Below are 25,360 nucleotides of genomic sequence, written 5' to 3'. Positions count from 1 at the left end.
GATGCCCGCCGTGTCCGCCATGCCTGAGATCCTTCCCGCCGCCGCGGATCCGAGTGGCGCCCGCGAAGGGCGTCCCGTGCTGCGTGGCGCCAGCGCCGCACTGGCCACGGCCACCCTCGACGAAGATGGCGTTCCTTCCGGCCACACGCCGAAAGCGGATGAAGGCCGCTTCCTGCTCAAGATCCTCTGGCTGCCCGACAACGTCGCTTTGGCCGTTGATCAGATCGTGGGCGGTGGTCCCAGCCCCCTCACCTCCTACTTCTTCTGGCCGCGGGAAGATGCCTGGGAAACCCTCAAAGGTGAACTGGAAGCCAAATCCTGGATCACCGACAATGAGCGGGTGGAGATCCTCAACAAGGCCACCGAGGTGATCAACTACTGGCAAGAGGAAGGCAAAGGCAAGTCGCTCGACGAAGCCAAGCTCAAGTTCCCCGACGTCACCTTCTGCGGAACCGCCTGATCCTCAGCGGCGGGCTGCATTGGCTTACGGCCTACAGCGCAGTCCACTTCCTTTCACGCTTCGTTTGGCTTGGCTTGGCTTGGCTTCACTGGCCAGGTTCAAGAACGGAACGGCTCAACACCTGCTGAAGCGAACGGTCGATGGGTGCCGCTCTTCAGCAAATCGCTCACCGACACTCGCTAGAACGTCTAGCACGCTAAAGGCCCCAAGCAGGGGCCTTTTCTCTGTCGATCAAGCGTTCGATTGCCACACTCGCCCTCGGCCAACTCGAATTCATCAACAAGTTGGGTCGACGGTCAAGTTCCATCCACGGTCGAGTTGAATCCGCTTATCGGGTTGCATCCGCGGTCGAGCTGCATCCTTCATCGATTGTCATTCGCAGCAAAGTTCCAGCCACCATCAGATTGCATTCAGGATCAAGTTCACCAGGCTTGATCGCCGAATGGCATGGATCGATTGACAGCGATTCTCCACTCTGACTTCGCCACGTTGATGATGACGTTCGTGGGAAGTTGAAGTGCCCGAATTCAGCGCTAGTGGCTAGTGAGCCGGCGCTGAGCGTTGCAGGGCCTGCTGGCGGAGATCCAAGGCCTCTTGGCCGAGAACCAGGACCAGCTGGCAGAGCTCAAGGGCCAGCTGGCAAACATCCAGGGCATGCATAAAAAAGTCTTGGACCGGGCTTGTAGAGCCGATCCAAGACTGTTGATGGCATTGCGGCCATGAAGATTGGGACTGCCCGGAAAGGACGACCCCGTTGATGGATCAGGCCTTGCGGGTGGCCTGAAGCCGGGCCCGGGCCCGAGCCAGGTTCTGGACGGCTTTCACCTTTTCCGTGCTGGGCGGCTGGCCTTCGAAGCTGGCTGCACGCAGCTGGGCTTCTTCCACCTGCTGCTCGGCGGCGGCGGCATCGATTTTGTCTCCGAGCTCTGCGGTGTTCACGAGCACAGTGACTTCGTCGGCTTCGACTTCGGCAAAACCACCCATCAAGGCAATGGCGGTCCAGTCTTTGCCGCTGCGCAGGCGCATCACGCCCACATCGAGAGCGGTGAGCAAGGAGACGTGTCCGGGGAGGATCCCCAGCTGCCCAGTGGTGCTGGGCAGGATCACCTCATCCGCGCTGCCGTCGAAAACGCTCTGGTCAGGTGCCAGAACACGGAGATTGAGAGTCATGGCGAGAAGGTGACAGGGAGATCAGAGGCAGTCCGTCGCAAATCAGGACTTGGCGTCAGCGAGGATCTTGGCGGCCTTGGCCTTCACCTGATCGATGTTGCCCACGAGGTAGAAAGCAGCCTCGGGAAGATCATCCAGCTCACCAGCGAGGATCATGTTGAAGCCGCTGATGGTGTCTTCGAGCTTCACGTACTCGCCGGACTGGCCAGTGAAGATTTCGGCCACAAAGAAGGGCTGAGACAGGAACTTCTCGATCTTGCGCGCGCGGTCGACGGTGCGACGGTCGTCTTCGGAGAGTTCGTCGAGGCCGAGGATGGCGATGATGTCCTGCAGCTCTTTGTAGCGCTGCAGGGTGGATTGCACGGCACGGGCGGTGCGGTAGTGCTCGTCGCCCACAACGGCCGGCTGGAGCATGGTGCTGGTGGAGTCGAGCGGGTCGACGGCCGGGTAGATGCCCTTCGAAGCCAGGCCGCGGCTCAGCACCGTGGTGGCATCGAGGTGGGCAAAGGTGGTGGCGGGAGCGGGGTCGGTGAGGTCGTCGGCCGGCACGTACACAGCCTGGATCGAGGTGATTGAACCTTCGAGCGTGGAGGTGATGCGTTCCTGAAGCTCACCAACGTCGGTGCCGAGGGTGGGCTGGTAGCCCACAGCGGAGGGCATGCGGCCGAGCAGGGCGCTCACTTCGGAGCCGGCTTGGACGAAGCGGAAGATGTTGTCGATGAACAGCAGCACATCCTGCTTGTTCACATCACGGAAATGCTCGGCCATGGTGAGTGCCGACAGACCCACGCGCATGCGGGCGCCGGGGGGCTCGTTCATCTGACCGAAGCAGAGCGCCACCTTGGATTTCGGGAGGTCTTCGGAGTTGATCACTCCAGATTCCTTGAACTCTTCGTAGAGGTCGTTGCCCTCACGGGTGCGCTCGCCAACGCCACCGAACACGGAAACACCGCCGTGCTCCTTGGCAATGTTGTTGATGAGCTCCTGGATCAGCACGGTTTTGCCCACGCCGGCGCCACCGAACAGGCCGACCTTGCCACCCTGGCGGTAAGGAGCCAGGAGGTCGATCACCTTGATGCCGGTTTCAAACACCTTGGGCTTGGTTTCGAGCTCGATCAGCTTCGGCGCATCCCTGTGGATGGGAGATGTGAGGGTGGAGGTGACCGGCCCACGCTCATCAACCGGCTCGCCGAGCACGTTGAAGATGCGGCCAAGAGTGGCCTCTCCCACGGGGACGCTGATCGGGGCGCCCGTGTCGAGGGCAGACATGCCACGCACGACGCCGTCGGTGCCGCTCATCGCAACCGCACGCACCCGGTGATCGCCGAGGAGCTGCTGGACTTCGGCGGTGAGGGCGATGTCCTGACCCGAGGAATTGCGGCCTTCAACGCGAATGGCATTGAAGATGCGGGGCAGCTTGCCGGCCGGAAATTCAATGTCGAGAACGGGGCCGATCACCTGACGGACAACACCCTTGGAGCCGGTGTTGACGGGAGCAGCAGCAGCCATAGGAAAGGAAGGAAGATCGCGCAGCGGGACGCGCGCCCGCCTGAAGCCGCGCCACCTTACCACCGCGAATGGCCTGGTCTTCAGAGCCAGAGGCCGGTGCCGCGTGCTGGGTTCGGTCAACCGCACACCGTACCGATTGCACTGCACCCTTCCACCGCCATAGGTTGGCACTCAGGCAGGGCGAGTGCTAATTCGCTCTCCCCTGTGGCGCCCCGGCGCCGCACCACCGCATTTGAAACGATCCATGGCTGCTGTCTCCCTCAGCGTCTCCACTGTCAAACCCCTTGGAGATCGCATTTTCATCAAGGTGTCCGAATCGGAGGAAAGAACCGCGGGCGGCATCCTGCTCCCCGACACTGCAAAGGAGAAGCCCCAGGTGGGCGAAGTGGTCCAAGTGGGCCCCGGCAAGCGCAATGAGGACGGCTCCCGCCAGGCTCCTGAAGTGAGCGTGGGCGACAAGGTGCTCTACAGCAAGTACGCCGGTACTGACATCAAGCTCGGCACCGATGAGTTCGTGCTGCTCTCAGAAAAAGACATTCTCGCCATCGTCGACTGATCGCTCCGGCACATGAGGTTCCTGTGAGCCTCAACTGCCCTCACTGATCACGTCCTGACCCCCGACGACTCGTCGGACGGTCAACCCTTTACCAACTACTTCAAGGAGCATCCCTTCCATGGCCAAGCGCATTATTTACAACGAGAACGCCCGCCGGGCCCTCGAAAAAGGCATCGACATCCTCGCTGAGGCCGTTGCCGTCACCCTCGGCCCCAAGGGCCGCAACGTGGTGCTGGAAAAGAAATTCGGCGCTCCCCAGATCATCAATGATGGCGTCACGATCGCCAAAGAGATCGAACTGGAAGACCACATCGAGAACACCGGTGTGGCCCTGATCCGTCAGGCCGCCTCCAAAACCAACGACGCCGCCGGCGACGGCACCACCACGGCCACCGTCCTGGCCCACGCCATGGTCAAGGCCGGTCTTCGCAACGTGGCTGCGGGCGCCAACGCCATCACCCTCAAGAAGGGCATCGACAAGGCTGCCGATTTCCTCGTCAAGAAGATTGAGGAGCACGCCAAGCCGATCGCCGACAGCAACGCCATCGCCCAGGTGGGCACCATCTCCGCCGGCAACGACGAAGAGGTGGGCCGCATGATCGCCGACGCTATGGACAAGGTCGGCAAAGAAGGCGTGATCTCCCTGGAAGAAGGGAAGTCGATGACCACCGAACTGGAGGTCACCGAGGGCATGCGCTTCGACAAGGGCTACATCTCCCCTTACTTCGCCACCGACACCGAGCGGATGGAAGCGGTGCTCGACGAGCCCTACATCCTGCTCACCGACAAGAAGATCGGCCTGGTGCAAGACCTGGTGCCCGTGCTTGAGCAGATCGCTCGCACCGGCAAGCCCCTGCTGATCATCGCCGAGGACATCGAGAAGGAAGCCCTCGCCACCCTGGTGGTGAACCGCCTGCGCGGTGTGCTCAACGTGGCCGCCGTCAAGGCCCCTGGTTTCGGTGACCGCCGCAAGGCCATGCTTGAGGACATCGCTGTTCTCACCAACGGTCAGCTGATCACCGAAGACGCCGGCCTCAAGCTGGAGAACACCAAGCTGGAGATGCTGGGCACCGCCCGCCGCATCACCATCAACAAGGACACCACCACCATCGTCGCCGAAGGCAACGAAGTGGCCGTCAAGGCCCGTGTGGAGCAGATCCGCAAGCAGATCGACGAAACCGACTCCTCCTACGACAAGGAGAAGCTGCAGGAGCGTCTGGCCAAGCTGAGCGGCGGTGTGGCCGTGGTGAAGGTGGGTGCAGCCACCGAAACCGAGATGAAGGACAAGAAGCTGCGCCTGGAAGACGCCATCAACGCCACCAAGGCGGCTGTTGAGGAAGGCATCGTTCCTGGTGGCGGCACCACCCTGGCCCACCTGGCCCCTGCCCTCGAGGAGTGGGCGGCTGCCAACCTCACCGGCGAAGAGCTGATCGGTGCCACCATCGTGGCCTCCGCCCTCACCGCTCCGCTGATGCGGATCGCCCAGAACGCCGGCGTCAATGGCGCCGTCGTCGCTGAGCATGTCAAGGGCATGCCGTTCAACGAGGGCTACAACGCCGCCACCGGTGAATACGTCGACATGCTGGCTGCCGGCATCGTTGATCCCGCCAAGGTGACCCGCTCCGGTCTGCAGAACGCCGCCTCGATCGCCGGTATGGTGCTCACCACCGAGTGCATCGTGGCCGATCTGCCCGAGAAGAAGGAAGCAGCTCCCGCCGGCGGCGGTGGCGGCATGGGCGGCGACTTCGACTACTGATCGTCTGCCCCTGGATTCGCAGGGTGACCCTGCGAATCCAGCTCCGATCAACCGTCACTGCTTCAAGCCAGCAGCTTCGAACCGCCAACTTCGAGCGATCAGCTGCCAGCCAGCAGCAGATCAGTTGCGACCGATCAGTGCATCACCGGAGCAGGCCAAAAGCCTGCTCTTTTTTTGTCCTTTGTCCATGTGGCCGGCGGGGAGGCGCCACGGTGCATGCTCAGAGGTATGCCGCAACGGCGCAAGGGCTCAACGTCCCTGCCGCAGCAAGTTCCTACTTGCCGGGCACGAAGGCAAGCGCGACGCCGTTGTTGCAGTAACGCTTGCCGGTGGGCCTGGGTCCATCGTTGAACACATGGCCCTGATGCCCGCCGCAGCGGCGGCAGTGGTATTCCGTGCGGGGCACGATCAATTTGAAATCCAGCTGGGTGACCACCGCATTCGGCAGGGGCTGCCAGAAGCTGGGCCAGCCGGTGCCACTGTCGAATTTCGTGGTGGAGGAGAACAGCGGCAAACGGCAGCCAGCACACACGTAGGTACCGGCTCGCTTTTCGTTGTTGAGCGGGCTGGAGAACGGCCGCTCCGTGCCCTCACGGCGCAGCACTGCAAAGGCGGCAGGACTCAGGCGCTCCTTCCAGGCAGCCTCACTGAGTTGCCAGGCAGGATCGCCCGCCTTGCTCGCAGCCTCAGCTTTTCGGCCTCCCAACAGGGGAGAGAGCAGGAGGGCCAGGGAGGCCAGCAAGCCACGGCGTTTGATTGGTGTCACGGCAGAGTCAGCGCAGCCAGCCGGCGCTCAGCACCACGGCGAGGCCGAGAAACAGGGCAAGCAGGGTCCAGGTGACGCGGTTGAGCGTGGCTTCGGCGCTGCGGGCGCTGCTGAACATCGACCCGCCGCTGCTGGCCAGGCCTCCCATGCCATCGCCCTTGGGGCTGTGCAGCAACACGCTGGCGATCAGGAGCACGCCGAGAGCGGCCCAGATCCAGGAAAGAACCGTGGTGATCATCTTCAGACCCTACCCAAACACCAGGCCCGAACGCCAGGCCGATCGGCCCTTCAGAGTGCGGGCAGGCTGACGGCCCTGACGGCCCGCCGGGCTCAGACCTGCAGCGCCCGTGGCCGCAAGGGCTCAGGAGTGGGCAGCAGTGGCGATGGCTCGATCAGGGAGGTCCCCGTCATGTTGGCGGGCACAGGCAGCTCAAGGATCTCCAGCAGGGTGGGGGCGATGTCCGCCAGGCCGCCCCCTTGCCTCAGGCGCACATCCGTGCCGTGGCCAGCCAGCTTGCGCCGTTCCCCTTCCACCAGGATCACCGGAACCGGGTTGGTGGTGTGGGCCGTCCAGGGCCGCCCGTCCTCCCCTTTCATCACTTCGGCATTGCCGTGATCGGCGGTGATCAGCAGGGTGCCCCCCTGCCGATTGGTGGCTTCCATCAGTCGGCCCACGCAGTGATCCACGGTGGCGATGGCGGCGGCTGTGGCCTCCATCTGCCCCGTATGGCCCACCATGTCGGGATTGGCGTAGTTGATCACCACCAGGGAGTAGATGCCTTTATTGATGGAGGCGATGCAGCTGTCGGTGAGGGCAGCGGCGGACATCTCGGGAGCCTGGTCGTAGGTGGCCACCCGCGGGGAGGGCACCAGGTGGCGGTCTTCGCCGTTGAAGGGCTGCTCGATGCCGCCGTTGAGGAAATAGGTGACGTGCGGATACTTCTCCGTTTCGGCGGTGCGCAACTGGCGCAGCCCGTGTTCGGAGACCACCTGGCCGAGCAGACCATCGAGTGACTCGGGGGGGAAGGCCACCGCCACGTCGAGGGCTTGCTCGTACTGGGTGAAAGTGACCAGGTGCAGAGGCTCGATGCGCTCCCTGGAGAAACCGCTGAAGTCTTCGAGCACAAGGGCGCGCACCAACTGACGCACCCGGTCGGGGCGGAAGTTGAAACAGATCAGGCCATCGCCTGGGCTCAGGTGGCCGGAGCTGAGGCGGTAGGGCTCAAGGAACTCATCGTTGATGCCGTTCTCGTAGGCCGCCAGGACCACCTGCTGGGCCGTGAGCGGGCCGTCGGCCGGTCTGGCCTCGGTGAGCAATCGATAGGCCTTCTCGGTGCGGTCCCAGCGGTTGTCGCGGTCCATGCTCCAGTAGCGGCCGCAGATCGTGCTGATCCGCCCCACGCCGGCGGCTGTGATCTGGGCATCGATGCGGTCGAGGAAGGCGATCGCGCTCTGGGGCGGGGTGTCGCGCCCGTCGGTGACCACATGGATGCAGACGTCGCTGAGGCCGCGGCCTGCGGCCCACTGCAACAGCCCGCCCAGGTGATCGATGTGGCTGTGAACGCCGCCGTCGGAGCAGAGGCCGATCAGGTGGAGTGCGCCGCCGTTCACCAGCAGGGTGTCGGCCAGGGCATTGAGGGCGGGATTGGCGGCAAGGCTGCCGTCCTTCACCGCTTTGCCGATCCGCACCAGCTCCTGCCGGATGATCCGCCCGGAGCCGATGGTGAGGTGGCCCACTTCCGAGTTGCCCATCTGGCCGTCGGGCAGGCCCACGTCGCCGCCGCTCGCCTGGATCAGCGTGTGGGGGTACGCCTCCCACAGCGCATCCATCACCGGGGTGCTGGCCGCGCGGATCGCATTGTTATCGCTGGCTTCGCGGTATCCCCAGCCATCGAGAATGGCCAATACCACCGGTGGCACGTAGCGGTGATCCACGGGGCCGGAGGAGGGAGGGGGGAGAGAGCCGCTCGGGCGAGAGCTGGAGCTCGTGGAAGGAATGTCGGTCACCGATTCTTCCGCAAAGCCCTGATACAGGCTGATCGCCCTCAAAATTACAGTGTGATCTCTTCGTCACAGAAAGCAGGCCGGTAAGCGTCAGCTAATGGGCATAAGCGCAAGGAGACTCCCGTACCATTTCACCCCCGGGATCCCCACATGGTGTCGTCAATCGGTGACCATTGCGTGGAGATTCTCTCCGCCCAGGATCTGACCCGCACGGTTCATCGCCTTGCCTCCCAGGTGCTGGAGAGTGCGCCGGACAGCCGCCAGCTGTTGCTGCTCGGCATCCCCACCCGCGGCGTGGAACTGGCACGGGTGCTGGCCGCCCAGCTCGAAGCCAGCTGCGGTCATCCAGTGGATCAGGGCAGCCTTGATCCCACCTTCCACCGCGACGACCTGGCCCGGGTGGGCACCCGCATGGTGCAGGCCACCCAGCTGCCTGCAGCGCTCGAAGGCCGCCATGTGGTGCTGGTGGACGATGTGATCTTCACCGGACGGACGGTGCGCGCCGCTCTGGAGGCGTTGCACGCCTGGGGCCGGCCGGCGGTGGTGCGTTTGCTGGTGATGGTGGACCGGGGGCACCGGGAGCTGCCGATCCAGCCTGATTTCTGTGGTCGGGTGGTGCCCACCAGCCGCCAGGAGTCGATTCAGCTCTGGCTGGCGGGTGTGGATGGGCGCGATGGTGTGGTGCTGCTCAAGCCCTGAGGCAAGTCTCTTCAGGCCACCGGCTCGAGCTCGTCCGGGCGGAAATGGGCGCGATAGCGACCGAACGCCACCACCACCGGCAGGGTCGGGCTGATCGGACGACCTTTCCAGTCGTCAAGCACCTGGAACACCTCACCTTCCAGTCCCTGGAGGTCGAAGGGCTGACCGCGGTGCTCTGGATGGGTGTACACCACGACGCTCTGGCAGACCCTGACCTGTTCTCCCGGCTTCATGAAGGATGCGGTGGCGGACGGCGGCAATCCTGTCACGGCAGCCCTTCAGCGTTGACAGGTGGTTTCGGGGCCGCTCTCCACCACCTTCCCGCCGAGTTGCCGGCAGGCCCGGGTGAAGGCCGACCAGTCGTCGACCCCCTGGGCGAGCAGACCCTTGATGGCCGCATCCAGCTCGGCCACGGGCACGGAGTTGGCTGCCGTAGCGCCATGGCTGTGATGCTCCTGCTCCTGGGTTTTCAGACCAGAGATGGCGGTTTCCACCTGCCTGCGCAGCACGGCTGACTGCGATTTCCACCAGGGATGATCGATCCGGTTGAGGGCTTCAAGCGCTTCCCACCAGCGTTTCTGCTCCACCAACTGGGTGGCCCTCTCCTGCTGAAAGCGGTTACGGCTCCAGAACTCCCTGAGGTTGTCACCGAGCGCGTCACCCGCGGGGTGGCGGTCTTCGCCCATCGGTTTGAGGAACACCATCGCCCCCTCCAGATCTCCGGCCTCGAAACGGGCCATCGCCTTGGTGCGCAGCTCTTCCTGCCAGGAGCGCAACCGGTCGCGGTCAGCGTGGATGCCTGCTTCGGAATTGGCCAGCAGCAGTTGCAGCTGAAGTGCCTCCTGCCAGCGCTTCCCCTGCCAGAGCCGCTCGGCGCGCGCACGGCGGCAGCGGCCTTGTTCGCGCGGTGCGCGCCCTGTCATCCAGCGGAGTGAAGCCAGCTGGTCGCTGTAGGCGAGGCAGGCCTCGTAGCGCCCCTCGCTGGCCGCCCGCTCGAGCCGGCCAGGCAGTTGGCCTTCCCACCAGCGTGCCGCACCGATCACAGCGGCCACGAGGCCGAGAGTGAGCGCCAACCAGAAACGCGGAAGCCTGTGGCGGCGGATGGCCAAGGCAAGGAACAGGCAATCCTCCCTTTCTATGAACACGACCCGCGGCTTTCAGCCTGGCGGGGTCAGCCGCGCTGTCGTCCACTGCCTACGCGTGGGCTGATTGATCACCGCGGGTGGGGCCAGCGGAAGCGCTTCGTCTCAGTGGAAGCGAGCGGTCTCAACGCACGGGGCCAAGCGGCTGAGGGGGTGAGCGCCGCGACGTGCTCAGGTCTTCGCTTTCCAGCACCAGCTGGCCCTGCCCATCGATCTGAAAGTGGAGCCGCAGGCAATCGCTGCCACGTTTTCCGGGAGTATCGAGACTGATCGGCGCGGGTTGCTGCCCCCAGGGCTGCACCTCCGCCTCCCCTGCGGGCCGCCGCCGCAGCTGGGGCAGTCCATCGCGAAACACCACCTCGGAGCGTTCGTCGTCGCGGGGCTCCCCCAGCACCAGGTCGATCTGCTCCTGGCCGTCGTCGCTGCAGGCGAGCAGCAGCTCCAGCGGCTGGGTGGTGGGCCAGTTCTGCCCTTCGACAAACAGCGGATGCCAGCGATGGCTGCCGCTGCGCTGGTCCCAGCAGCGCAGGGACACGCCCCGGGCGAGCACGTCCTTGATCCGCACACCCGGGGTGAGCGCCAGCGCCCCCAGGGCCACCGCCTCGATCGGCCGTTCGTCGCGCAGGGGCACACCGGGGCATCGCTCCTGCAGCCAGCGGCGCACGAGCGGAATCCGGCTGCTGCCCCCCACCGGCAGGATGGCCTCCACGTCCGCCAACGCCAGCCCCTCGGCCCTGGCGGCGGCGAGCACCCGCTCCAGCAGCTCCTCCAGCAGAGAGAGAAATCCCTGCTCCAGAAGAGTGGTTTCCAGTACCTGGCGGCTCAGCTGCAGCAGGCGGCTGGTGCCCCCCGGCAGCATCGTCAGCACCGACGCCTCGGCGCTGTCGCTCAGCCGGCACTTGAGGGATTCCGCAGCTTCCAGCAAGGTGCCGGGTGGCGGGCCCTGGCCGTTTACCTGCGCCCAGAGCGCCGCGGCGATCCAGCGGTCGATGTCCCGGCCGCCGAGGGCCACGCCCGCCTTGCCCACGACCCTGGCGCAGCGCAGTTTCTGGCTGCTGTTTCTGAGGTCGCGGCCGGCGAAGCGCAGCAGCTGGGCCACCGGCGCGGCGCGCCCCTCACCGCCTTCGAGCGCCACCAGCGAAAGATCGATCGTGCCGCCACCAAGATCCACCACCAGCACGCGGCTGCCGGGGGGCAGTCCGGCGCCGATGGCCGCAGCGGTGGGCTCATCCACCAGGGCCACCTCCTCAACAGCCAGGTCCTGGCTGACGGCGTGCAGCCATTCCCGATAGCCGCGGTAGCCGTCGATCGGCGCGGTGAGCACCAGACGGGTGGGGGCCAGCTGCGCTGGCAGGTGGCGCCAGAGCTGGCGCAGCAGCATCGCTCCGGCCTGCTCCGGGGACAGCACAGACGCAGCGGCGGCGCCACCGGCTCCTTCTTCGCGGCCGGCATCGGCGCAGCCGCCGATGCCGCGCTTGAAATCGCGGCAGAGCTCAGGGCCTTCACTGCCGGCGAGGCCGGCCTCGATCACCTGGCGCCCGATCAACGGCTGCTCCGCTGTGGCGCTGGCAAGCCACAGCAGGCTGGGGACCACGCAGGGGTCAGCGCAGCTGTAGGGGGGGATCTCCACGAGCTGGGGCGCGCCGCCTTCGGCGGACTGGAAGGCCACCACCGTGGTGGTGCTGCCCAGGTCAATCGCCAGGGTGCCAGGTGTCGCCATCGTGAGCGGGCGAAGGGCTCCGCGCAGCTTGGCGGATGGCCGCCGGCATCCGCTTGGCGGCTGACCCTTCCGCCCGAGCTGGCCTAAGGTCAGGGAAATCAACATGACCTATGTATTCCGGCGCCACGGTGAACCCGAAGGAACTGGCCCAGCGTGCCGAAAGCCTGATTCGTCAGTCGAGCAACCGCTACCTCACCACGGTGAAGATCGCCTTTCGGGCCAAGCAGCGCCGTTTCGATGATTTCGACGGGCTCCTGGAGGATTCGATGATCAAGCCAGTCCAGCGGGCCATCGTGGAGCTCTCCGATGAGCAGGATCAGCCCGATCTGCTGCCCGGCTGATCGATCCGCCGCTGGCAGCGCCGTTGTTTCTGGCTCAGGAGTGCCGGCTGGGGTCGTTGCACCTGAGCTGGCCGTGCCGGCTGGTTCAGTGCTCTCAATTGCGGCCCCTGCAACCTGATGCACCCGGCAGGATTTGCCACTGAGGGGGAGGGATGGCGGCTGGCTCTTGAGGCTGGCCGCCATCCCTTTGGCGTGTTGATCGGCGGTGATGGCTGGGCAGCGGAGCTGAGCCTGGCCGAAGCGGCCGAACTGCGCCGGGGCCTGCTCGAGCTGATCGAGCAACACACCGCCATTGCCGGCCAGCTGATGGCAGAAGAGAGCCTGGAGCTGGAGCTGGAGCGTGGCCCTTGGTGGCTCGGCCTCTGTGGCGATCGCCGCTGTTGGGCGCTGCGCTTCGTGCTGGCGCCCAGCGATGGGCAGCGGGGCCTGGAAGGGAGCTGGACGCCTGCCGCCAGCGCCGCTCTGGCGCAGGCCTTGGCACCCCTGGTGCTGGAGCCGGCAGGGTGTGAGACCACGGAGGGATTGGGCGGCTGATCAGCACTGCTGATCAGCAACCTGTTCCCAGCCCAGCCCCCGGATCGCGGCGGGTTTTGCCCAGCTTTTCCACAGGCTGGACTGCCCGGACCGGCTGCCCTGGCAGTCACCTGTGGAGAACCGCCCCGCCGCAGGTTCTCCCCTTGACACGCGGCGTCGATCGCTTCAAGGGCAACCCTTAACGCGCTCGTTACCACCCTGGAGCGAAGCTGGGCCCGCAATCTCACGCTGGGATGGGCAATGTCAGCCCCTCTGCCCTCGATTTGACGCCATTGGAAGCTTGTGGAGAACTGGGTGACGACCACCCTCCTGCCGCGCCTCGATGGATCCTGCCTCCGTTGTCGACAGCTACCCGCGTTGCCCGTCCCGCGTCCGTCCGCCTGACGCTGCCGAGGGCAGCGATGGTGCCGCCGGGGTGGTGAGCATCAGGGCAGAGGTGCCGGAGGCCTTGCTGGGCTCGATGCGCACCTTCATCGATGCTCATCCCAACTGGGACCAGTACCGCCTGTTCCAGGCCGCTCTGGCGGGCTTCCTGGTGCAGAACGGGGTCAACAGCCGCGCCGTGACCCGTTGCTACGTCGGCAACATGTTCAACTGGAACGCCTCAGAGGACGGCTGCTTCAGCGCTCGCTGAGCGTCCGGGTGATCCCGCCCTGCACGAAGCCTTGGCCGAACAGGTCGCTGTAGCCGGCCATGAGGGTGCCGATCATCACCGGCCAACCGATCAGCAGCCCCACCGCCAGCAGCACCGCCAGAGCGGCGAAGGGGGTGGGCACCAGCAGCACCATCACCACCTGGAGGCCATGGAGGGCCAGCGTCAGCAAATACAGCGGCGCCCAGCGGCGTGTCTTCCTCGACCAGCCGCGCTGAAAGGCCCGTACCGGCCCCAGCCCTTCCACCACCAACAATGGCAGCTGAAACACCTGGCTGGCATTGAGGATGAGCAGGGCGGCGCCCCCCAGCACCAGCGCCAGCATGCCCAGGACTGGAGTGAGCAGACTCAGCACCCCTGCCACCAGCCCGCAGGTGATCAGCACCAGCGCGTTGACCAGCAGCATCAGCACCGCCATGCCCAGGAGGCGTAGCACGGCCGCACCTTCCCAGCGAGCCAGCTCGGCGAAGCTTGGTTGCCCTGCCGCCAGGGCGATCCGGTTGCCGCGGAGGAGCCCCACGTTCAGCCAGATGTTGCTGGCCCCCCCAGCGGCCAGGCCGGCCAAAGCCAGGAACAGATAACCCGCCGGCCCGCCCTGCTGGAGCCCGTCACTGCCACGGTTCTGCGCCAGCTGGCCGATCAGGTTGAGCACCCCGCCCAGCAAGGTGAAACCCATGAACCGCAACGGCGCCTGCCCAAAGGCGCGCCAGCCCCGCCGCAGGCAGGAACCGATCGCCAGCGGGGCCATGGACCCGCCGGCGGTTGTCATGGGGCCTGCAGCAGCAATGCCATCAGGCGCGCTGCGATGGCATCGGCAACGGGCAGGATCGAAAGCCGGTTGCCGCGCCGCACCACCATCAGCTCTTCGGGCGTGAACGATTCCCGCAGGGCATCCAGGCTCAGCAGCTGATCGAAGGTGCGGCGATAAGCCAGCCGTACGCAATCCCAACGCGGCGCCTCGGGCTTCGAGGCAGGGTCGAAATAGGAGGAGGTTGGATCGAACTGGGTGGGATCGGTGAGCCCGGTGGCGACCACCTCCATCAGGCCGATGATCCCGGGGGGCTTGGTATTCGAGTGATAGAAGAAGGCCTGATCGCCCACCTGCATGCTGCGCATGTAATTGCGCGCCTGGTAATTGCGAATCCCATCCCAGAGGGTGGTGCCCTCGCTGGCGAGATGCTCGATTCCGTAGACGTCCGGCTCGCTCTTCATCAGCCAGAAGGCCATCGCAGCGCCGGCTCCTTGCTCAGCTGAACAGGAGCTCACTCTATGGCGGCAGGTGTGGCATTCAGCGCGGAGACAAGCGCGCGGAAGTGGTCGCCACGGGCTTCAAAACTGCTGTACTGGTCAAAGCTGGCGCAGGCCGGTGATAACAGCACGGTCGGTGATTCGGAGGCCGTGGCCAGGGCGTTGGCCTCCTGCACCGCGGCTCCGAGATCTTCAACATTGCGCACCTCGCCGCTGAAGCCGCTGTTGCGCAGCAGCCCGGCGAAGTGGTCGCGGGCGGCGCCGTATACCACTACCGCCGCCGCCTGCCGTTGCAGCGCCGCGAGCCAGGCGGAGGCATCGCCCTGTTTCGCCTGCCCGCCCGCCAGCACCACCATCGGCCCCGGCAGAGCCTTGAGTGCCACCTCGGCGGCGTCGTAATTGGTGGCTTTGCTGTCGTTGTACCAGGTGATCCCGGCGCGGTCGCAGATCCGCTCAAGGCGGTGCGGAACCCCGGGGAAGCTGCGAAAGGCAGCGGCCATCACGGCAGCATTCAGGCCGAGCTTGAGCCCCACGGCGGCGGCCAGCACCAGGTTCTGTCGGTTGTGCTGCCCTGGCAGGGCCAGGCTGGCAGCGTCGAACAGCTCGCCTTCGCGGCTGAAGAGCCTGCCGTTTTCGATCCAGATCAGCGGATCGATCCCGGCGGGAAGATCGGCGCGGGGGCCGGCCGATACCCAGTCGGCCCGGTCCCAGCTGGGGGCCTGGGCCCTGAGATCGGCGTCATCGGCGTTGAGCAGCCGCACGGTGGCGTTCTCCAGCAGCCGCCGCTTGATCGCGCGGTAGTTGCCGAGCGTGCCGTGCCGCTCCAGGTGGTCCGGGGTGAGGGTGGTCCACAGGCCGAAGGCGGGGGCCAGCTCGGGGGAGGCCTCGATCTGGTAGCTGCTCAGCTCCATCACCACCCAGTCAGGGTTGGTCTCGCCCCGCAGGTGGCGCTCGAGCAGCAGCTCGGCCGCTGAGGTGCCCATGTTGCCGGCCATCGGCGCATCGAGGCCGGCGGCCTGAAGCAGATGGCTGACCAGATGGGTGACGGTGGTCTTGCCGTTGGTGCCGGTGATCCCGATCCAGGGAATGCCGCGACTGGCGGCCCAGGCCACCGACGGTTCGCCGCAGAGCCGCACGCCCCGGTTACGTAGCTCCACCAGGGTGGGGTGGTCCCAGCGGACGCCCGGACTGACCACCACCGTGGCCGGCAGCCGCTCAAGGGCCTCGAACAGCTCGACCGAGAGAGGGCTGTCGAGCTGCACCTCAATGCCGCCGGCCTGCAGATCGTTGGCCAGGAGATGCTGCGCCGGCGTGCCGGAGCTTTCCAGCACCAGCACCTGGCTGCCAAGTGCCTGCAGCAGGCGTGCCGCCCCGGCGCCGGATCGACCCAGGCCGATCACCACGGTGAAGGCACCGAAGGGCGGTGAAACTTCCCGCAGCGGCAGCGGTTGGGTCAACGGGAGAACGTAAAGGAGTGGGCGATACTGGAATCGAACCAGTGACTCCTACCGTGTCAAGGTAGTGCTCTACCTCTGAGCTAATCGCCCGGGTCGGGAGTCATGAAGACGACACCCGGAGCCGAAACTTAGCAGCCGGCCTCTCCCCCCTCACCGCAGCCAGGCGCATCAGCTGCGCAGCAGGGCCAGCCGCCAGCGGTCGCGCTTGGTGAGCTCCACCTCCAGCACGGTGAGCTCTCCCCGGTTCTCCAGCCGCACCCGATCGCCGGCCCTGAGCTCCCTGCTGGGGCTGCGCACGTCGTCCCAGTTGACGCGGACCGCCCCGTTGCGGATCTGCTCGGCCATACGGCTGCGCGGGATGCCGAAACCGGCCGAGCCCACCGCATCGAGCCGCAGCGAAGCCTCCACGGTGGAAAAGCGACGGGGCTGGGGCCGGGCCGGAGGCTGGAGGCGCTCCAGGGGCGTGGTCTCCAGCTGCACCTCCACGCTGCGCACCAGGGCGGTGCCCCCATCAAAACGCCCGGCCAGTTCCGGGGTGACCACCAGCTGGGCGCCGCGGTCACCGCGCAGCCAAAGATCCCCCAGCTCCGCCTCCTGCGCTCCCGCCTGCAGCAGCCCGCGGCGGAAATCGCCGGCGCTGGCGGAATCGAACAGAAAGTTGCCGCTCAGCGTCAGTCCGATCAGCGGCAGGGCGGTGTCCGTCGCCTGGCTGGTGCCTGGTGGCGGGGCGTCCAGCTCGGCGCGCGTCAGTTGCAGCCGGCAGCGCTCGGCGCCGGGGTGCCCCCCTTCGGCGTGAAGGGTGAGCTCGCTGAGGCTGCCGAGGCGCGCCGCGGCCTCCTCACGCAGGAGTGGCGTCACGAAGGAGCTCCACACCGGCTGCCAGGTGCGCAGGGCCTCTTCCGCGTGATCAATCAGCTCTGCCAGCCGTTCGGGGGCGTGGCTGCCCTGCAGCAGCTCGCCGCGCGGGAGGGTGACGGCGCTCAACGCTCCGCCAGGCGCACCACCGCCTTGGGCCGGGTTTCCTGAATCAGGGTCCAGGGAATCTCCTGGCCTGGGGCGCTCTCCACCAGCAGCAGCCAGTTGCCCTCCTCGAGGCGGTTGCGCAGGCTGCGGATGCGGTCGTCGGGATCGGAGGTGACGCTGGCGGCGGCGGCGAAGCTTCCCATCCAGCCCGAGCCCATGCCCAGCAGGCCGCCGATCAGCGGCTCGCCATAAGGACCGGCGAAGGCGAAGGTCTGCAGATCGGTCATGAAGGTGAAGGTGAGGCCGGCGAAGAACCCGAACGGCATCAGCCAGCGCACCATCCCCCGTTGACGGCGTTGGCGGGCCAGCCCCGGGTTGAGCAGCTCCACGCTGTCGATCGAGGTTTCCCCCTCACCGATGGTCAGCAGGGTGGCTGGCGCCGGACGGACCCCATCCAGCTTGTCCTTCAGGCGTTGCAGGCTCTTGCGATCCGCCAGCACCACCACCACGCACAATCCCAAGGCCCGGTGTCCCAAAGCACGATTCTCTTTGCTGAGCGCAGGAGCTGTGGCGGCGGATCACTACACTTCACCCCCTGCGGTGTCTGGCGCGTTCCGGACCGCTCCTTCCCCAACGTCGCGGGTCATGACAAAGGTTCTGGTTTCCGATCCCATCGATCAGACGGGCATCGACATCCTCTCCCAGGTGGCCCAGGTGGATGTGCGCACCGGCCTACCGCCCGACCAGTTACTCAGCATCATCGGCGACTACGACGCTCTGATGATCCGCTCAGGCACTCAGGTGACCGCCGAGCTGATCGCAGCAGCTCCACGCCTCCGCATCATCGGTCGTGCCGGTGTCGGTGTCGACAACGTGGATGTGCCCGCCGCCACCCGGCAGGGGGTGCTGGTGGTGAACTCGCCCGAAGGCAACACGATCGCCGCCGCAGAACATGCGCTCGCCATGATGCTGTCGCTCTCGCGGCACGTGCCCCAGGCCCACGCCAGCACCATGGCCGGTGGCTGGGACCGCAAGAAATACGTCGGCAACGAGCTCTACAAGAAGAAGCTCGGCGTGGTGGGACTCGGCAAGATCGGCTCCCATGTGGCCCGGGTGGCCAAGGCGCTCGGCATGGAGGTGCTCGCCTACGACCCGTTCATCTCCACCGAGCGGGCCCAGATGCTCCAGGTGCGGCTGATGGCAGTCGCGCCCCTGTTCGCCGAAGCCGATTACATCAGCTTGCACCTGCCCCGCACCCCGGACACGGAGAATCTGGTCAACGCCGAACTGCTGGGTTCGATGAAACCCACCGCCCGGCTGGTGAACTGTGCCCGTGGCGGCATCGTGGATGAGGCCGCCCTGGCAGCTGCGCTGGAAGCCGGCACCATCGCCGGGGCGGCGCTGGATGTGTACGCGAACGAGCCGCTGAAGCCCGATTCGCCGCTGCTGGCCGTGCGCGATCGCCTGATCCTCACGCCCCACCTGGGCGCCTCCACCGAAGAGGCCCAGGAAAATGTGGCGATCGATGTGGCCGAGCAGATCCGCGATGTGCTGCTGGGCCTGCCGGCCCGCAGCGCCGTGAACATCCCCGGCATGACCCCGGAGGTGATGGAGCGACTCAAGCCCCACCTGCAGCTGGCCGAAACCCTGGGCCTGCTGCTCAGTCAGATGGCCGGGGGCTCGGTGCAGGAGCTGGAGGTGCGGCTGCAGGGCGAATTCGCCAACCACCCCTCCCAGCCGCTGGTGGTGGCCGCGCTCAAGGGGCTGCTCTCCAGCGCCCTCGGCGACCGCATCAACTACGTGAACGCCTCCCTCGAGGCGAAGGGGCGTGGCCTGCACGTGCTGGAAGTGAAAGACGACTCCAGCCGTGATTTCGCCGGTGGTTCGCTGCAGCTCACCTCGCGCGGTTCCCAGGGCAGCCACACCGTCACCGGGGCGGTGTTCGCCGATGGCGACCTGCGCATCACCACGATCGATGAGTTCCCGGTGAACGTGGCCCCCAGCCGCCACATGCTGTTCACCCGCCACCGGGACATGCCCGGCATCATTGGCCACCTCGGCTCCCTGCTCGGCGAGCACAACGTGAACATCGCCTCGATGCAGGTGGGCCGTCGGATCGTGCGCGGCGATGCGGTGATGGTGCTCAGCCTCGACGACCCCATTCCGCCAAGCCTGCTCGCCTCGATCGGCAAGATCAACGGCATCCAGGAGGCGCACCCGGTCACGCTGTGACCGGCGACCCGACGGCCGCACGGCTGAGCGACCACCGCTGGTGGCGCCTGGAGATGGCGGCTCCGCCGGAGCTGGAGGAGTCGCTGCTGTGGAAGCTGCAGAGTCTGGGGATCTCCCGGGTGGCCGTGCGCCATCACCCCAGCACCCCCGACCAGCACCAGCTCGTGGCCTGGCTGCCGGCGATCGACTGGCCCGAGTGCGAACGCGCCCGGCTAGCTGAGGCCCTGGCCCCACTGGCGGCCACCTTCGATCTACCCCTGCCCCCGCTGGCCTGGGCCCTGCAGGACGACGAGGACTGGAGCCTCAGCTGGAAGCAGCACTGGCAAGCTGATCCGGTGGGGGAGCGGCTACTGATCCTGCCCGCCTGGCTGGAGGTGCCCGACGACCAGACCCACCGCCTGGTGATCCGCATCGATCCCGGCAGTGCGTTCGGCACCGGCAGCCACCCCACCACCCGGCTCTGCCTGGAGGCGCTCGATCAGCTGGCGCAGCAGGCCGGCGGCACGCTGACGGGCCGGCGGGTGGCCGATCTCGGCTGCGGCAGCGGCATTCTCGGCTTCGGCGCCCTGCGCCTGGATGCCGCCTCCCTGGCCGCCACCGACAACGATCCGCTGGCGGTGAGAGCCACCCGGGAGAACGGCCGTCTCAACGGCTTCAGCGAAGGGCCTGGCGGGCTGATGCAGGTGGCGCTGGGCTCGGTGGAGGGCCTGGCCGAGCTGCTGGCGGGGCAACCGGCCGACATCCTGCTCTGCAACATTCTGGCGCCGGTGATCGCAGAGCTGGCCGTGGGGTTCAAGGCGGTGCTGGCGCCCGCTGGCGTGGGGTTCCTGAGCGGCCTGCTGGTGGATCAGGCGCCGGCGCTGGAGCGCACCCTTTCCTCCCTGGGCTGGTTGGCCGAGCTGATCGCCGACGAGGGCGGCTGGGGGCTGATGCGGATCCAGCAACAGCCGCCTGTCATATAAATCACGCTTATCCGTGCTCACCCTTTGATTGCGCTTCCGGGGCTCCCACCCCAAGACCGCCGCCATCGCCCCTGTCCGATGTAGGAAGGTGCGGTCCTACAGGCCCGGATCCTCCAGGAGCCTGTGAGCCCCAAATTTCCCTTCCATGGCTTCCTACAAGGTCACCCTCATCAACGAGAGCGAGGGCCTCAACAAGACCATCGAGGTTCCCGATGATCAGTACATCCTCGATGCTGCTGAAGAGCAGGGCATTGACCTCCCCTATTCCTGCCGCGCTGGCGCCTGCTCCACCTGCGCCGGCAAGCTGACCTCCGGCACCGTTGACCAGTCGGACCAGAGCTTCCTCGACGACGACCAGATCGAAGCTGGCTTCGTGCTCACCTGCGTGGCCTACCCCACCTCCGACGTCACCATCACCACCCACGCCGAAGAAGAGCTCTATTGAGCTGACGGGCCTTACCCGCCGCCAGCCCGGCGCACTGTCGGGCGCTCTCCACATCCAACAGGCGGAACTGATCGCTATCCGGCGCCCCGCTTGTTTCCTTTCTCCTTCTCTGCCACCCTTCGGGGTGGCTTTTTGATGGCCGTGCAGGTCGACACTCTCCAGGACCACGGCAGCGAACATTGCAGCCCCGGGGGCCAGTACAGCTACCGCGTGATCGGAGCGTGCTGCCGCCTGTTCGACCGGGAAGAGTTGCCTTGGCCCTGCTGCCGCCTGGCCTGGCGCAGCAAGGAACCCAGCTGGCGTCGCATCGGCCGCCGCTTTGTGGCCGATCTGGCCTCGCGGCGCTGCCCCTCCTATGCGGTGGAGGTGCTGGAGCCGGGCTCCCGCCCCACCCGCACCGTGATCACGCTGTTTCCGCTGCGCCTCTCGCCGGCGCTCCAGGAGTGGTGGTACAGCAAGCAGCCCGCCTCGCTCGATCCCGCCTGCCAGCGACCACCTGCCGCCTCGGCCGGTAGTGCGGATCCCAACGACCCTGCAGCCTCGCCCCCCGTCTCCCTCTCAGGCCTCTGAGATGAGCCGCGGGAGCAGCGGCGCATGAACTGCCTGCAGTAGTGCTGCACCGCTGCCAAAAAAAAGCCCCCTGGGCAAGGGGGCGGTGGCGTTGATTGGCGGGTAGAGCCTGCCGGTGGGCGAGGCTCAGGCGTGCGCCTGGCACGGATAGAGGCCTGGATCAGAAGTAAACCTTGCCGCCACCCCACTGGGTGCCGCTCACCTTGGGGGCCACCAGGATGTAGCCGGCGATCAGGCGGAGGTCGTCGTCGCTGAGATCGCGCATTTTGACGAACACATCGCTGCTGCGCATGCTCGGGTGGACGTCGGCGATGCTGTATTCACCGTCGTAAGAGGTGGGGTCCTTGATGTAGTCAACGAGGGAGTCGACCGAGTTGCGCGGCGGGGTGGCCAGGGCCAGGGTTTCCGGGTCGAGGCCCACGTTGTAGTTCGTCTTGGTGACACCGCCGGCGTGACAGGTGCCGCAGCTGTCGTTGAACAACTTGCGACCACTCTTGATCTCCGATTCGCTGAAGGTGACCAGGCCACCATCCGGTGTGCCGCTGACCGTGAGCGTTTCTGCATCCCATTGGGCGGCCTGCAGAGGAGCCACCCAGACTCCGAAGGTCAGCAGCAATCCCAGCGGCAGCACCAGCAGAAGGCGGGCGATCGACCGGAGGGCGGCGGGAAGGGAAAGGGCCATGGAGGGAGCTGGCGAATTGGCGGTGGACACCGCACCTGAGACCTTGTATCACGGGCGAAGGGCACTCCGGGGCGGGATCAAGAACTGTTGCAGGCACAAGCGGCCCGGCCAACCCGCGGCCTGTGCCTCAACCCTCGTCGGGGTTGACCTCAAGGGTGAGGAAATCCTTGGCCACCAACGTGTTCGGGAAGATCGCCCTTGCCTCGTCGAGCAGATCATCGGGGGTGACCGTGTTGCCCTGCACGTAACGGGGGCTCAGGTGGGTGAGCGCCAGGGTTTTCACCCCGGCGAGGGCCGCCGTCTGGGCCGCCATGGTGCTGGTGGAGTGCTGCCGTTGGAACGCCATCTCCGCTTCCCCGTGAGCAAAGGTGGATTCGTGCACGAGCAGATCGGCGCCGCGCGCCAGCTCCACCGCCGCTTCGCAGAACACGGTGTCGGTGCAGTACACGAAGGTGCTCCCGGGCCGCGCCGGGCCGCACAGCCGCTCTCCATGGATGATCCGCCCGTCCTCGAGCGTGACGCTCCGACCCGCCTTGAGCTCGGCGTAGATGGGGCCGGGCGGGATGCCCAGCGCGCGGGCCTGCTGCACATCGAAGCGCCCGGGGCGGGGCTTCTGCTCCACCCGGTAGCCGTAGGCGGGGATGCGATGGGTGAGCGGCGCGCAGCGCACGATCAGATCGTCATCGTCGAGCAGCACCGTGCCGGCAGTGGCGGCCTCGCGTACCCGATGGCTGGCCAGGGGATAGCCGATGCGCGTCGATGAGGTTCGCAGCACGCCTTCGAGGTAATCGCGCAGGGGGTCGGGGCCGTAGAGATCGATGCCCTGGCAGCTGCCAGCCATGCCCAGGCTGGCGAGCAAACCCGGCAACCCGAAGATGTGGTCGCCGTGCATGTGGGTGATGAAGATGCGCCGCAGCTGCGACACCCGCAGGTCACTGCGGAGGAATTGATGCTGGGTACCTTCGCCGCAGTCGAACAGCCACAGCTCGGCGCGTTGCGGCAGCCGCAGCGCCACGGCCGACACGTTGCGGGCCCGGGTGGGAACGCCCGAACTCGTTCCGAGGAAAGTGACCTGCAAGCCAGTTGCGCTTTGCCGCATGCTGCCACGTCGATCACTGGCCGGCGGAGGGCTGGCGCGGTGCCCGGATCGTCGTGACAATGACCCCCTTGTGAGCTCCGCTGCTGGTCGCCATGGCTGGGATGTTCGCCCGCTCGGCGCTGCCGAAGGCCTTCCATCGGTCCGCTGCACCTTCACTGGCGCCACGCCTTGGCCTTGCCGGCCTGGCAATGCCGCTGGCCTGGGCGATGCTGCCCGGCCTGCCAGCGGCCCATGCCCAGCAGCCGGCCATCCGGCCGGTGCCCCAGACGGCCAGCGCCAGTCCCGATCCGAGCCTGCGGGTGCTGCTGCTGGAGACGGCGGAGGTACGGGTGGGCGGCGCCAGCGGCCTGCGCCTGCTTGATGCCAGCGGCCGAGAACGGCTGCGCCTCCCCGAAGGCGGTGCCATTGCCCTGCGCCCTGCCGGCAGCGGCGTGCGGGTGGAGGTGGTGGCGCCCCGGGGGCTGGGCACGGCGCCTGCATCGCTGAGCCTGGCGGAGCTGTGGATCGATGCCGGCCAGTCCCCCGGTGGCGACGCCGTGCTGCAGCTGAAGAACCGCGCCTACCGGGGACGGCTGGTGGTGCGCCCGGCCGCCTCCGCGTTGCGAGTGGTCAATGTGGTCGCCCTCGAGACCTACCTTCCCAGCGTGGTGGGAAGCGAGATGCCCGCCAGCTGGCCCCTGGAGGCCCTGCGGGCCCAGGCCGTGGCGGCGCGCACCTACGCCCTCCGCCAGCGCCGCCCCGACCAGCCCTTCGACCTCAAGGCCACCGTCAGCAGCCAGGTCTACAAAGGGGTGGAGGCGGAGACCGCGTCCACCAGGGAGGCGGTGCGCGGCACCCGCGGATTGGTGCTGACCCACCAGGACGCCCTGATCAATGCGGTGTTCCACAGCAGTGCCGGTGGCACCACCGAAAACAGCGGCGATCTGTGGCAGCGCCAGATGCCCTATCTGGTGAGCGTCGCCGACTTCGATGAGGCCTCACCGGTGAGCCGCTGGCGCCAGGAACTGCCGCCGCCGCTGCTGGCCCGCGCCTTCGCCGAACTGGGCGGGGTGCAGCGCATCGACATCCTCTCCACCACCGCCAGTGGCAGGGTGCGGCAGGCCCGCGTGGTGGGCCCCAGTGGCCAGCTTCTGGTGAGTGGGGCGGAGCTGCGCAGCCGGCTGGGCCTGAAGAGCACGCTGGTGCGTTTCGAGGCAGCCCCCTTCAGCTTCACTGAGCCTCAGGTGCCGCCTTCCACCTGGTTGTCGGCCACGGGCGTGCTGCTCTCGCTGCCTGCGCCGCCGCCGCTGCTACCTCCCCGCAACCCCACACTGGTGGCAGTGGGACGGGGCTTCGGCCACGGGGTGGGCATGAGCCAGTGGGGGGCCCTTGCTATGGCCCAGCGAGGCAGCAGCTTCCAGGAGATTCTCCGCCACTACTACCGCGGCGCCCAACTGCGTCCGTACGGTGACATCGCCACACCACGACTGGCGGCGGATGCGGGCTCTGCATCAGGCTCCTCACCATGGAGTCCCCGCCACGCGGCCCTGCGTTCCGCTCGCCTCTGAGCGCGCTGGCCCTACCCTCTCTTTGCCCTGAATCCATCGCTCCGATCCCCGGTTGGCACCACCGGCTGGAGGTCTTTCCGGATGGGGAGCAACTGAGCGAGGCGGTGGCAGAGGCCCTGTTCGACCAGTTGCTGCGCCCTCAGGCCCTGCCGCTGGGGCTGGCCACGGGCCGCACGATGGTGGCGGTGTACGGCGCCCTGCGGCAGCGCATCGCGGCGCTGCCGCCTGCAGAGCGGGCCCGCCTGCTGGCCGGATGGCGCAGCTTCAACCTCGATGCCTACGTGGGGCTGCCCCGGCACGATCCCCGCAGCTTCGCTGCTGAGATGGAGGCCCGGCTGATCGCACCGCTTGGTCTCGCTCCGGAGCAGGTGGCCCTGCCTGATGGCCTGGCCGCCGACGCTCAGGCCGAAGCCGTCCGCTACAGCACCACGCTGGAGGAGGCCGGCGGCATCGGCCTCCAGCTGCTGGGGCTCGGCAACAACGGCCATGTGGGCTTCAACGAACCCCCCTGTGAGGCCAGCCAGCGCTGTCATGTGGTGGAGCTCGATGCCGCCACCCGCGCCCAGAACGCCCCGGCGTTCGGCGGTGATCCAGAGGCCGTGCCGCGGTGGGCGATCACGCTCGGTCTGGCGGAGATCCTGGCGGCGCAGCGGATCCTGCTGGTGGTGAGTGGCTCTTCCAAAGGGCCGATCCTGAGACGGCTACTGCAGGAGCCCCCCAACGCCCAGCTGCCGGCCAGCTGGCTGCAGCAGCACCCCCGGCTCCGGCTGATGGTCGACCGGGCTGCGCTCACTGGCTGAAGCCAGCACCTGCCGGCTCACCTCCCCGCCAGCGACGGCAGGCCAG

The 25,360-nt window shown here is 67.0% G+C and carries 28 protein-coding genes and 1 tRNA gene; 13 read left to right on the top strand and 16 right to left on the bottom strand.

Going from position 1 to position 25,360, the window contains the following annotated elements:
• Position 1 precedes the first annotated feature (1 nt).
• The gene (locus KBZ19_RS12110) at positions 2-460 is read left to right on the top strand and encodes a 30S ribosomal protein PSRP-3 (RefSeq protein WP_255101103.1); all 459 of its coding nucleotides are present in this window, start codon (positions 2-4) and stop codon (positions 458-460) included.
• 762 nt (positions 461-1,222) lie between these two features.
• Here KBZ19_RS12110 and atpC read toward each other — a convergent pair.
• Both atpC and atpD read right to left on the bottom strand, forming a co-directional pair.
• Entirely contained in the window at positions 1,223-1,630 is a 408-nt protein-coding gene (gene atpC, locus KBZ19_RS12105; protein WP_255101102.1) for an ATP synthase F1 subunit epsilon, read from the bottom strand.
• Positions 1,631-1,672: 42 nt separating this feature from the next.
• Positions 1,673-3,139, bottom strand: a complete 1,467-nt coding sequence (gene atpD, locus KBZ19_RS12100; protein ID WP_094512716.1) for a F0F1 ATP synthase subunit beta — start codon at positions 3,137-3,139, stop codon at positions 1,673-1,675.
• A gap of 244 nt (positions 3,140-3,383) precedes the next feature.
• Between atpD and groES the strand changes: the two genes are divergently transcribed.
• Complete coding sequence (gene groES / locus KBZ19_RS12095) at positions 3,384-3,695, top strand: co-chaperone GroES (protein WP_255101101.1); 312 nt, start codon at positions 3,384-3,386, stop codon at positions 3,693-3,695.
• Positions 3,696-3,813: 118 nt separating this feature from the next.
• Positions 3,814-5,451: a chaperonin GroEL gene (gene groL, locus KBZ19_RS12090; protein ID WP_094512714.1), complete on the top strand. Its 1,638-nt coding sequence runs from the start codon at positions 3,814-3,816 to the stop codon at positions 5,449-5,451.
• 274 nt (positions 5,452-5,725) lie between these two features.
• Here groL and msrB read toward each other — a convergent pair whose 3' ends face one another.
• From msrB to gpmI, 3 genes are all read right to left on the bottom strand, one after another.
• Entirely contained in the window at positions 5,726-6,208 is a 483-nt protein-coding gene (msrB, locus tag KBZ19_RS12085; protein WP_094512815.1) for a peptide-methionine (R)-S-oxide reductase MsrB, read from the bottom strand.
• A gap of 16 nt (positions 6,209-6,224) precedes the next feature.
• Positions 6,225-6,455 (bottom strand): preprotein translocase subunit SecG, encoded by a 231-nt coding sequence (secG, locus tag KBZ19_RS12080; protein WP_094512713.1) that lies wholly within the window; start codon positions 6,453-6,455, stop codon positions 6,225-6,227.
• Positions 6,456-6,547: 92 nt separating this feature from the next.
• Positions 6,548-8,224, bottom strand: a complete 1,677-nt coding sequence (gene gpmI, locus KBZ19_RS12075) for a 2,3-bisphosphoglycerate-independent phosphoglycerate mutase (RefSeq protein WP_399220217.1) — start codon at positions 8,222-8,224, stop codon at positions 6,548-6,550.
• Between the two features lie 147 nt (positions 8,225-8,371).
• Between gpmI and pyrR the strand changes: the two genes are divergently transcribed.
• Positions 8,372-8,920 carry a bifunctional pyr operon transcriptional regulator/uracil phosphoribosyltransferase PyrR gene (gene pyrR / locus KBZ19_RS12070; RefSeq protein ID WP_255101100.1) on the top strand — a complete coding sequence of 183 codons (549 nt, stop codon included), beginning with the start codon at positions 8,372-8,374 and terminating at the stop codon, positions 8,918-8,920.
• Between the two features lie 11 nt (positions 8,921-8,931).
• Here the strand turns inward: pyrR and KBZ19_RS12065 are convergent, their stop codons facing one another.
• From KBZ19_RS12065 to KBZ19_RS12055, 3 genes are all read right to left on the bottom strand, one after another.
• Positions 8,932-9,153, bottom strand: a complete 222-nt coding sequence (locus KBZ19_RS12065; RefSeq protein WP_094512711.1) for a ferredoxin-thioredoxin reductase variable chain — start codon at positions 9,151-9,153, stop codon at positions 8,932-8,934.
• Between the two features lie 45 nt (positions 9,154-9,198).
• The gene (locus KBZ19_RS12060) at positions 9,199-9,993 is read right to left on the bottom strand and encodes a hypothetical protein (protein ID WP_255101099.1); all 795 of its coding nucleotides are present in this window, start codon (positions 9,991-9,993) and stop codon (positions 9,199-9,201) included.
• A 193-nt stretch (positions 9,994-10,186) separates the two neighbouring features.
• Positions 10,187-11,782 carry an Hsp70 family protein gene (locus tag KBZ19_RS12055; RefSeq protein WP_255101098.1) on the bottom strand — a complete coding sequence of 532 codons (1,596 nt, stop codon included), beginning with the start codon at positions 11,780-11,782 and terminating at the stop codon, positions 10,187-10,189.
• A gap of 110 nt (positions 11,783-11,892) precedes the next feature.
• On the opposite strand from KBZ19_RS12055, the gene KBZ19_RS12050 reads away from it, so the two are divergent.
• From KBZ19_RS12050 to KBZ19_RS12040, 3 genes are all read left to right on the top strand, one after another.
• Positions 11,893-12,123 (top strand): DNA-directed RNA polymerase subunit omega, encoded by a 231-nt coding sequence (locus KBZ19_RS12050; RefSeq protein ID WP_094512708.1) that lies wholly within the window; start codon positions 11,893-11,895, stop codon positions 12,121-12,123.
• 117 nt (positions 12,124-12,240) lie between these two features.
• Complete coding sequence (locus KBZ19_RS12045; protein ID WP_094512707.1) at positions 12,241-12,657, top strand: DUF1818 family protein; 417 nt, start codon at positions 12,241-12,243, stop codon at positions 12,655-12,657.
• A 415-nt stretch (positions 12,658-13,072) separates the two neighbouring features.
• On the top strand, positions 13,073-13,291 hold the full coding sequence (locus tag KBZ19_RS12040) for a DUF2811 domain-containing protein (protein ID WP_255101154.1): 219 nt from the start codon (positions 13,073-13,075) through the stop codon (positions 13,289-13,291).
• On the opposite strand, the gene KBZ19_RS12035 is transcribed toward KBZ19_RS12040, so the two are convergent.
• From KBZ19_RS12035 to KBZ19_RS12010, 6 genes are all read right to left on the bottom strand, one after another.
• Entirely contained in the window at positions 13,278-14,078 is an 801-nt protein-coding gene (locus KBZ19_RS12035) for a hypothetical protein (protein ID WP_255101097.1), read from the bottom strand. The two genes, KBZ19_RS12040 and KBZ19_RS12035, sit on opposite strands and share 14 nt — an antisense overlap.
• Positions 14,075-14,536 (bottom strand): EVE domain-containing protein, encoded by a 462-nt coding sequence (locus tag KBZ19_RS12030; protein ID WP_255101096.1) that lies wholly within the window; start codon positions 14,534-14,536, stop codon positions 14,075-14,077. The genes KBZ19_RS12035 and KBZ19_RS12030 overlap by 4 nt, the downstream gene beginning before the upstream one ends.
• Before the next feature lie 35 nt (positions 14,537-14,571).
• Complete coding sequence (gene murD, locus KBZ19_RS12025) at positions 14,572-16,014, bottom strand: UDP-N-acetylmuramoyl-L-alanine--D-glutamate ligase (RefSeq protein ID WP_255101095.1); 1,443 nt, start codon at positions 16,012-16,014, stop codon at positions 14,572-14,574.
• An 18-nt stretch (positions 16,015-16,032) separates the two neighbouring features.
• Positions 16,033-16,104: transfer RNA gene (locus KBZ19_RS12020), tRNA-Val, on the bottom strand.
• 78 nt (positions 16,105-16,182) lie between these two features.
• On the bottom strand, positions 16,183-16,998 hold the full coding sequence (locus tag KBZ19_RS12015) for a photosystem II S4 domain protein (protein WP_094512703.1): 816 nt from the start codon (positions 16,996-16,998) through the stop codon (positions 16,183-16,185).
• The gene (locus KBZ19_RS12010; RefSeq protein WP_399220212.1) at positions 16,995-17,513 is read right to left on the bottom strand and encodes a hypothetical protein; all 519 of its coding nucleotides are present in this window, start codon (positions 17,511-17,513) and stop codon (positions 16,995-16,997) included. Before KBZ19_RS12010 ends, KBZ19_RS12015 begins: the two co-directional genes overlap by 4 nt.
• Before the next feature lie 109 nt (positions 17,514-17,622).
• On the opposite strand from KBZ19_RS12010, the gene serA reads away from it, so the two are divergent.
• From serA to KBZ19_RS11990, 4 genes are all read left to right on the top strand, one after another.
• On the top strand, positions 17,623-19,209 hold the full coding sequence (gene serA / locus KBZ19_RS12005; RefSeq protein WP_094512701.1) for a phosphoglycerate dehydrogenase: 1,587 nt from the start codon (positions 17,623-17,625) through the stop codon (positions 19,207-19,209).
• The gene (gene prmA / locus KBZ19_RS12000) at positions 19,206-20,171 is read left to right on the top strand and encodes a 50S ribosomal protein L11 methyltransferase (protein ID WP_255101094.1); all 966 of its coding nucleotides are present in this window, start codon (positions 19,206-19,208) and stop codon (positions 20,169-20,171) included. Before serA ends, prmA begins: the two co-directional genes overlap by 4 nt.
• 145 nt (positions 20,172-20,316) lie before the next feature.
• Positions 20,317-20,616 (top strand): ferredoxin, encoded by a 300-nt coding sequence (locus KBZ19_RS11995; RefSeq protein WP_094512700.1) that lies wholly within the window; start codon positions 20,317-20,319, stop codon positions 20,614-20,616.
• Positions 20,617-20,751: 135 nt separating this feature from the next.
• Complete coding sequence (locus KBZ19_RS11990) at positions 20,752-21,186, top strand: hypothetical protein (protein ID WP_255101093.1); 435 nt, start codon at positions 20,752-20,754, stop codon at positions 21,184-21,186.
• Positions 21,187-21,346: 160 nt separating this feature from the next.
• Here the strand turns inward: KBZ19_RS11990 and psbV are convergent, their stop codons facing one another.
• Entirely contained in the window at positions 21,347-21,868 is a 522-nt protein-coding gene (gene psbV, locus KBZ19_RS11985; protein ID WP_094512699.1) for a photosystem II cytochrome c-550, read from the bottom strand.
• 127 nt (positions 21,869-21,995) lie between these two features.
• Positions 21,996-22,946 (bottom strand): ribonuclease Z, encoded by a 951-nt coding sequence (gene rnz / locus KBZ19_RS11980; protein ID WP_094512698.1) that lies wholly within the window; start codon positions 22,944-22,946, stop codon positions 21,996-21,998.
• Positions 22,947-23,059: 113 nt separating this feature from the next.
• Between rnz and KBZ19_RS11975 the strand changes: the two genes are divergently transcribed.
• Together KBZ19_RS11975 and KBZ19_RS11970 are read left to right on the top strand one after the other, a co-directional pair.
• Entirely contained in the window at positions 23,060-24,514 is a 1,455-nt protein-coding gene (locus tag KBZ19_RS11975) for a SpoIID/LytB domain-containing protein (protein ID WP_255101092.1), read from the top strand.
• Positions 24,472-25,314, top strand: a complete 843-nt coding sequence (locus tag KBZ19_RS11970) for a glucosamine-6-phosphate deaminase (protein WP_255101091.1) — start codon at positions 24,472-24,474, stop codon at positions 25,312-25,314. Before KBZ19_RS11975 ends, KBZ19_RS11970 begins: the two co-directional genes overlap by 43 nt.
• Positions 25,315-25,360 lie beyond the last annotated feature (46 nt).

Origin of the sequence: Synechococcus sp. L2F (genome assembly GCF_024345695.1) — a bacterium.
Lineage (GTDB): Bacteria > Cyanobacteriota > Cyanobacteriia > PCC-6307 > Cyanobiaceae > MW101C3.
The sequence above is the reverse complement of the archived record's forward strand: the minus strand, read 5'-3'. Positions and strand labels throughout refer to the sequence as shown.

Coding starts and splice junctions, on each gene's coding strand:
- serA (WP_094512701.1), top strand. CDS start 17,623: ATGACAAAGGTTCTGGTTTCCGATCCCATCGATCAGACGGGCATCGAC.
- KBZ19_RS11990 (WP_255101093.1), top strand. CDS start 20,752: ATGGCCGTGCAGGTCGACACTCTCCAGGACCACGGCAGCGAACATTGC.
- KBZ19_RS12110 (WP_255101103.1), top strand. CDS start 2: ATGCCCGCCGTGTCCGCCATGCCTGAGATCCTTCCCGCCGCCGCGGAT.
- pyrR (WP_255101100.1), top strand. CDS start 8,372: ATGGTGTCGTCAATCGGTGACCATTGCGTGGAGATTCTCTCCGCCCAG.
- KBZ19_RS12065 (WP_094512711.1), bottom strand. CDS start 9,153: ATGAAGCCGGGAGAACAGGTCAGGGTCTGCCAGAGCGTCGTGGTGTAC.
- KBZ19_RS12050 (WP_094512708.1), top strand. CDS start 11,893: ATGTATTCCGGCGCCACGGTGAACCCGAAGGAACTGGCCCAGCGTGCC.
- secG (WP_094512713.1), bottom strand. CDS start 6,455: ATGATCACCACGGTTCTTTCCTGGATCTGGGCCGCTCTCGGCGTGCTC.
- KBZ19_RS12035 (WP_255101097.1), bottom strand. CDS start 14,078: ATGACAACCGCCGGCGGGTCCATGGCCCCGCTGGCGATCGGTTCCTGC.
- KBZ19_RS11995 (WP_094512700.1), top strand. CDS start 20,317: ATGGCTTCCTACAAGGTCACCCTCATCAACGAGAGCGAGGGCCTCAAC.
- atpC (WP_255101102.1), bottom strand. CDS start 1,630: ATGACTCTCAATCTCCGTGTTCTGGCACCTGACCAGAGCGTTTTCGAC.
- KBZ19_RS12045 (WP_094512707.1), top strand. CDS start 12,241: ATGCACCCGGCAGGATTTGCCACTGAGGGGGAGGGATGGCGGCTGGCT.
- psbV (WP_094512699.1), bottom strand. CDS start 21,868: ATGGCCCTTTCCCTTCCCGCCGCCCTCCGGTCGATCGCCCGCCTTCTG.
- KBZ19_RS11970 (WP_255101091.1), top strand. CDS start 24,472: ATGGAGTCCCCGCCACGCGGCCCTGCGTTCCGCTCGCCTCTGAGCGCG.
- groL (WP_094512714.1), top strand. CDS start 3,814: ATGGCCAAGCGCATTATTTACAACGAGAACGCCCGCCGGGCCCTCGAA.
- KBZ19_RS12055 (WP_255101098.1), bottom strand. CDS start 11,782: ATGGCGACACCTGGCACCCTGGCGATTGACCTGGGCAGCACCACCACG.
- groES (WP_255101101.1), top strand. CDS start 3,384: ATGGCTGCTGTCTCCCTCAGCGTCTCCACTGTCAAACCCCTTGGAGAT.
- atpD (WP_094512716.1), bottom strand. CDS start 3,139: ATGGCTGCTGCTGCTCCCGTCAACACCGGCTCCAAGGGTGTTGTCCGT.
- KBZ19_RS12030 (WP_255101096.1), bottom strand. CDS start 14,536: ATGGCCTTCTGGCTGATGAAGAGCGAGCCGGACGTCTACGGAATCGAG.
- KBZ19_RS11975 (WP_255101092.1), top strand. CDS start 23,060: ATGGCTGGGATGTTCGCCCGCTCGGCGCTGCCGAAGGCCTTCCATCGG.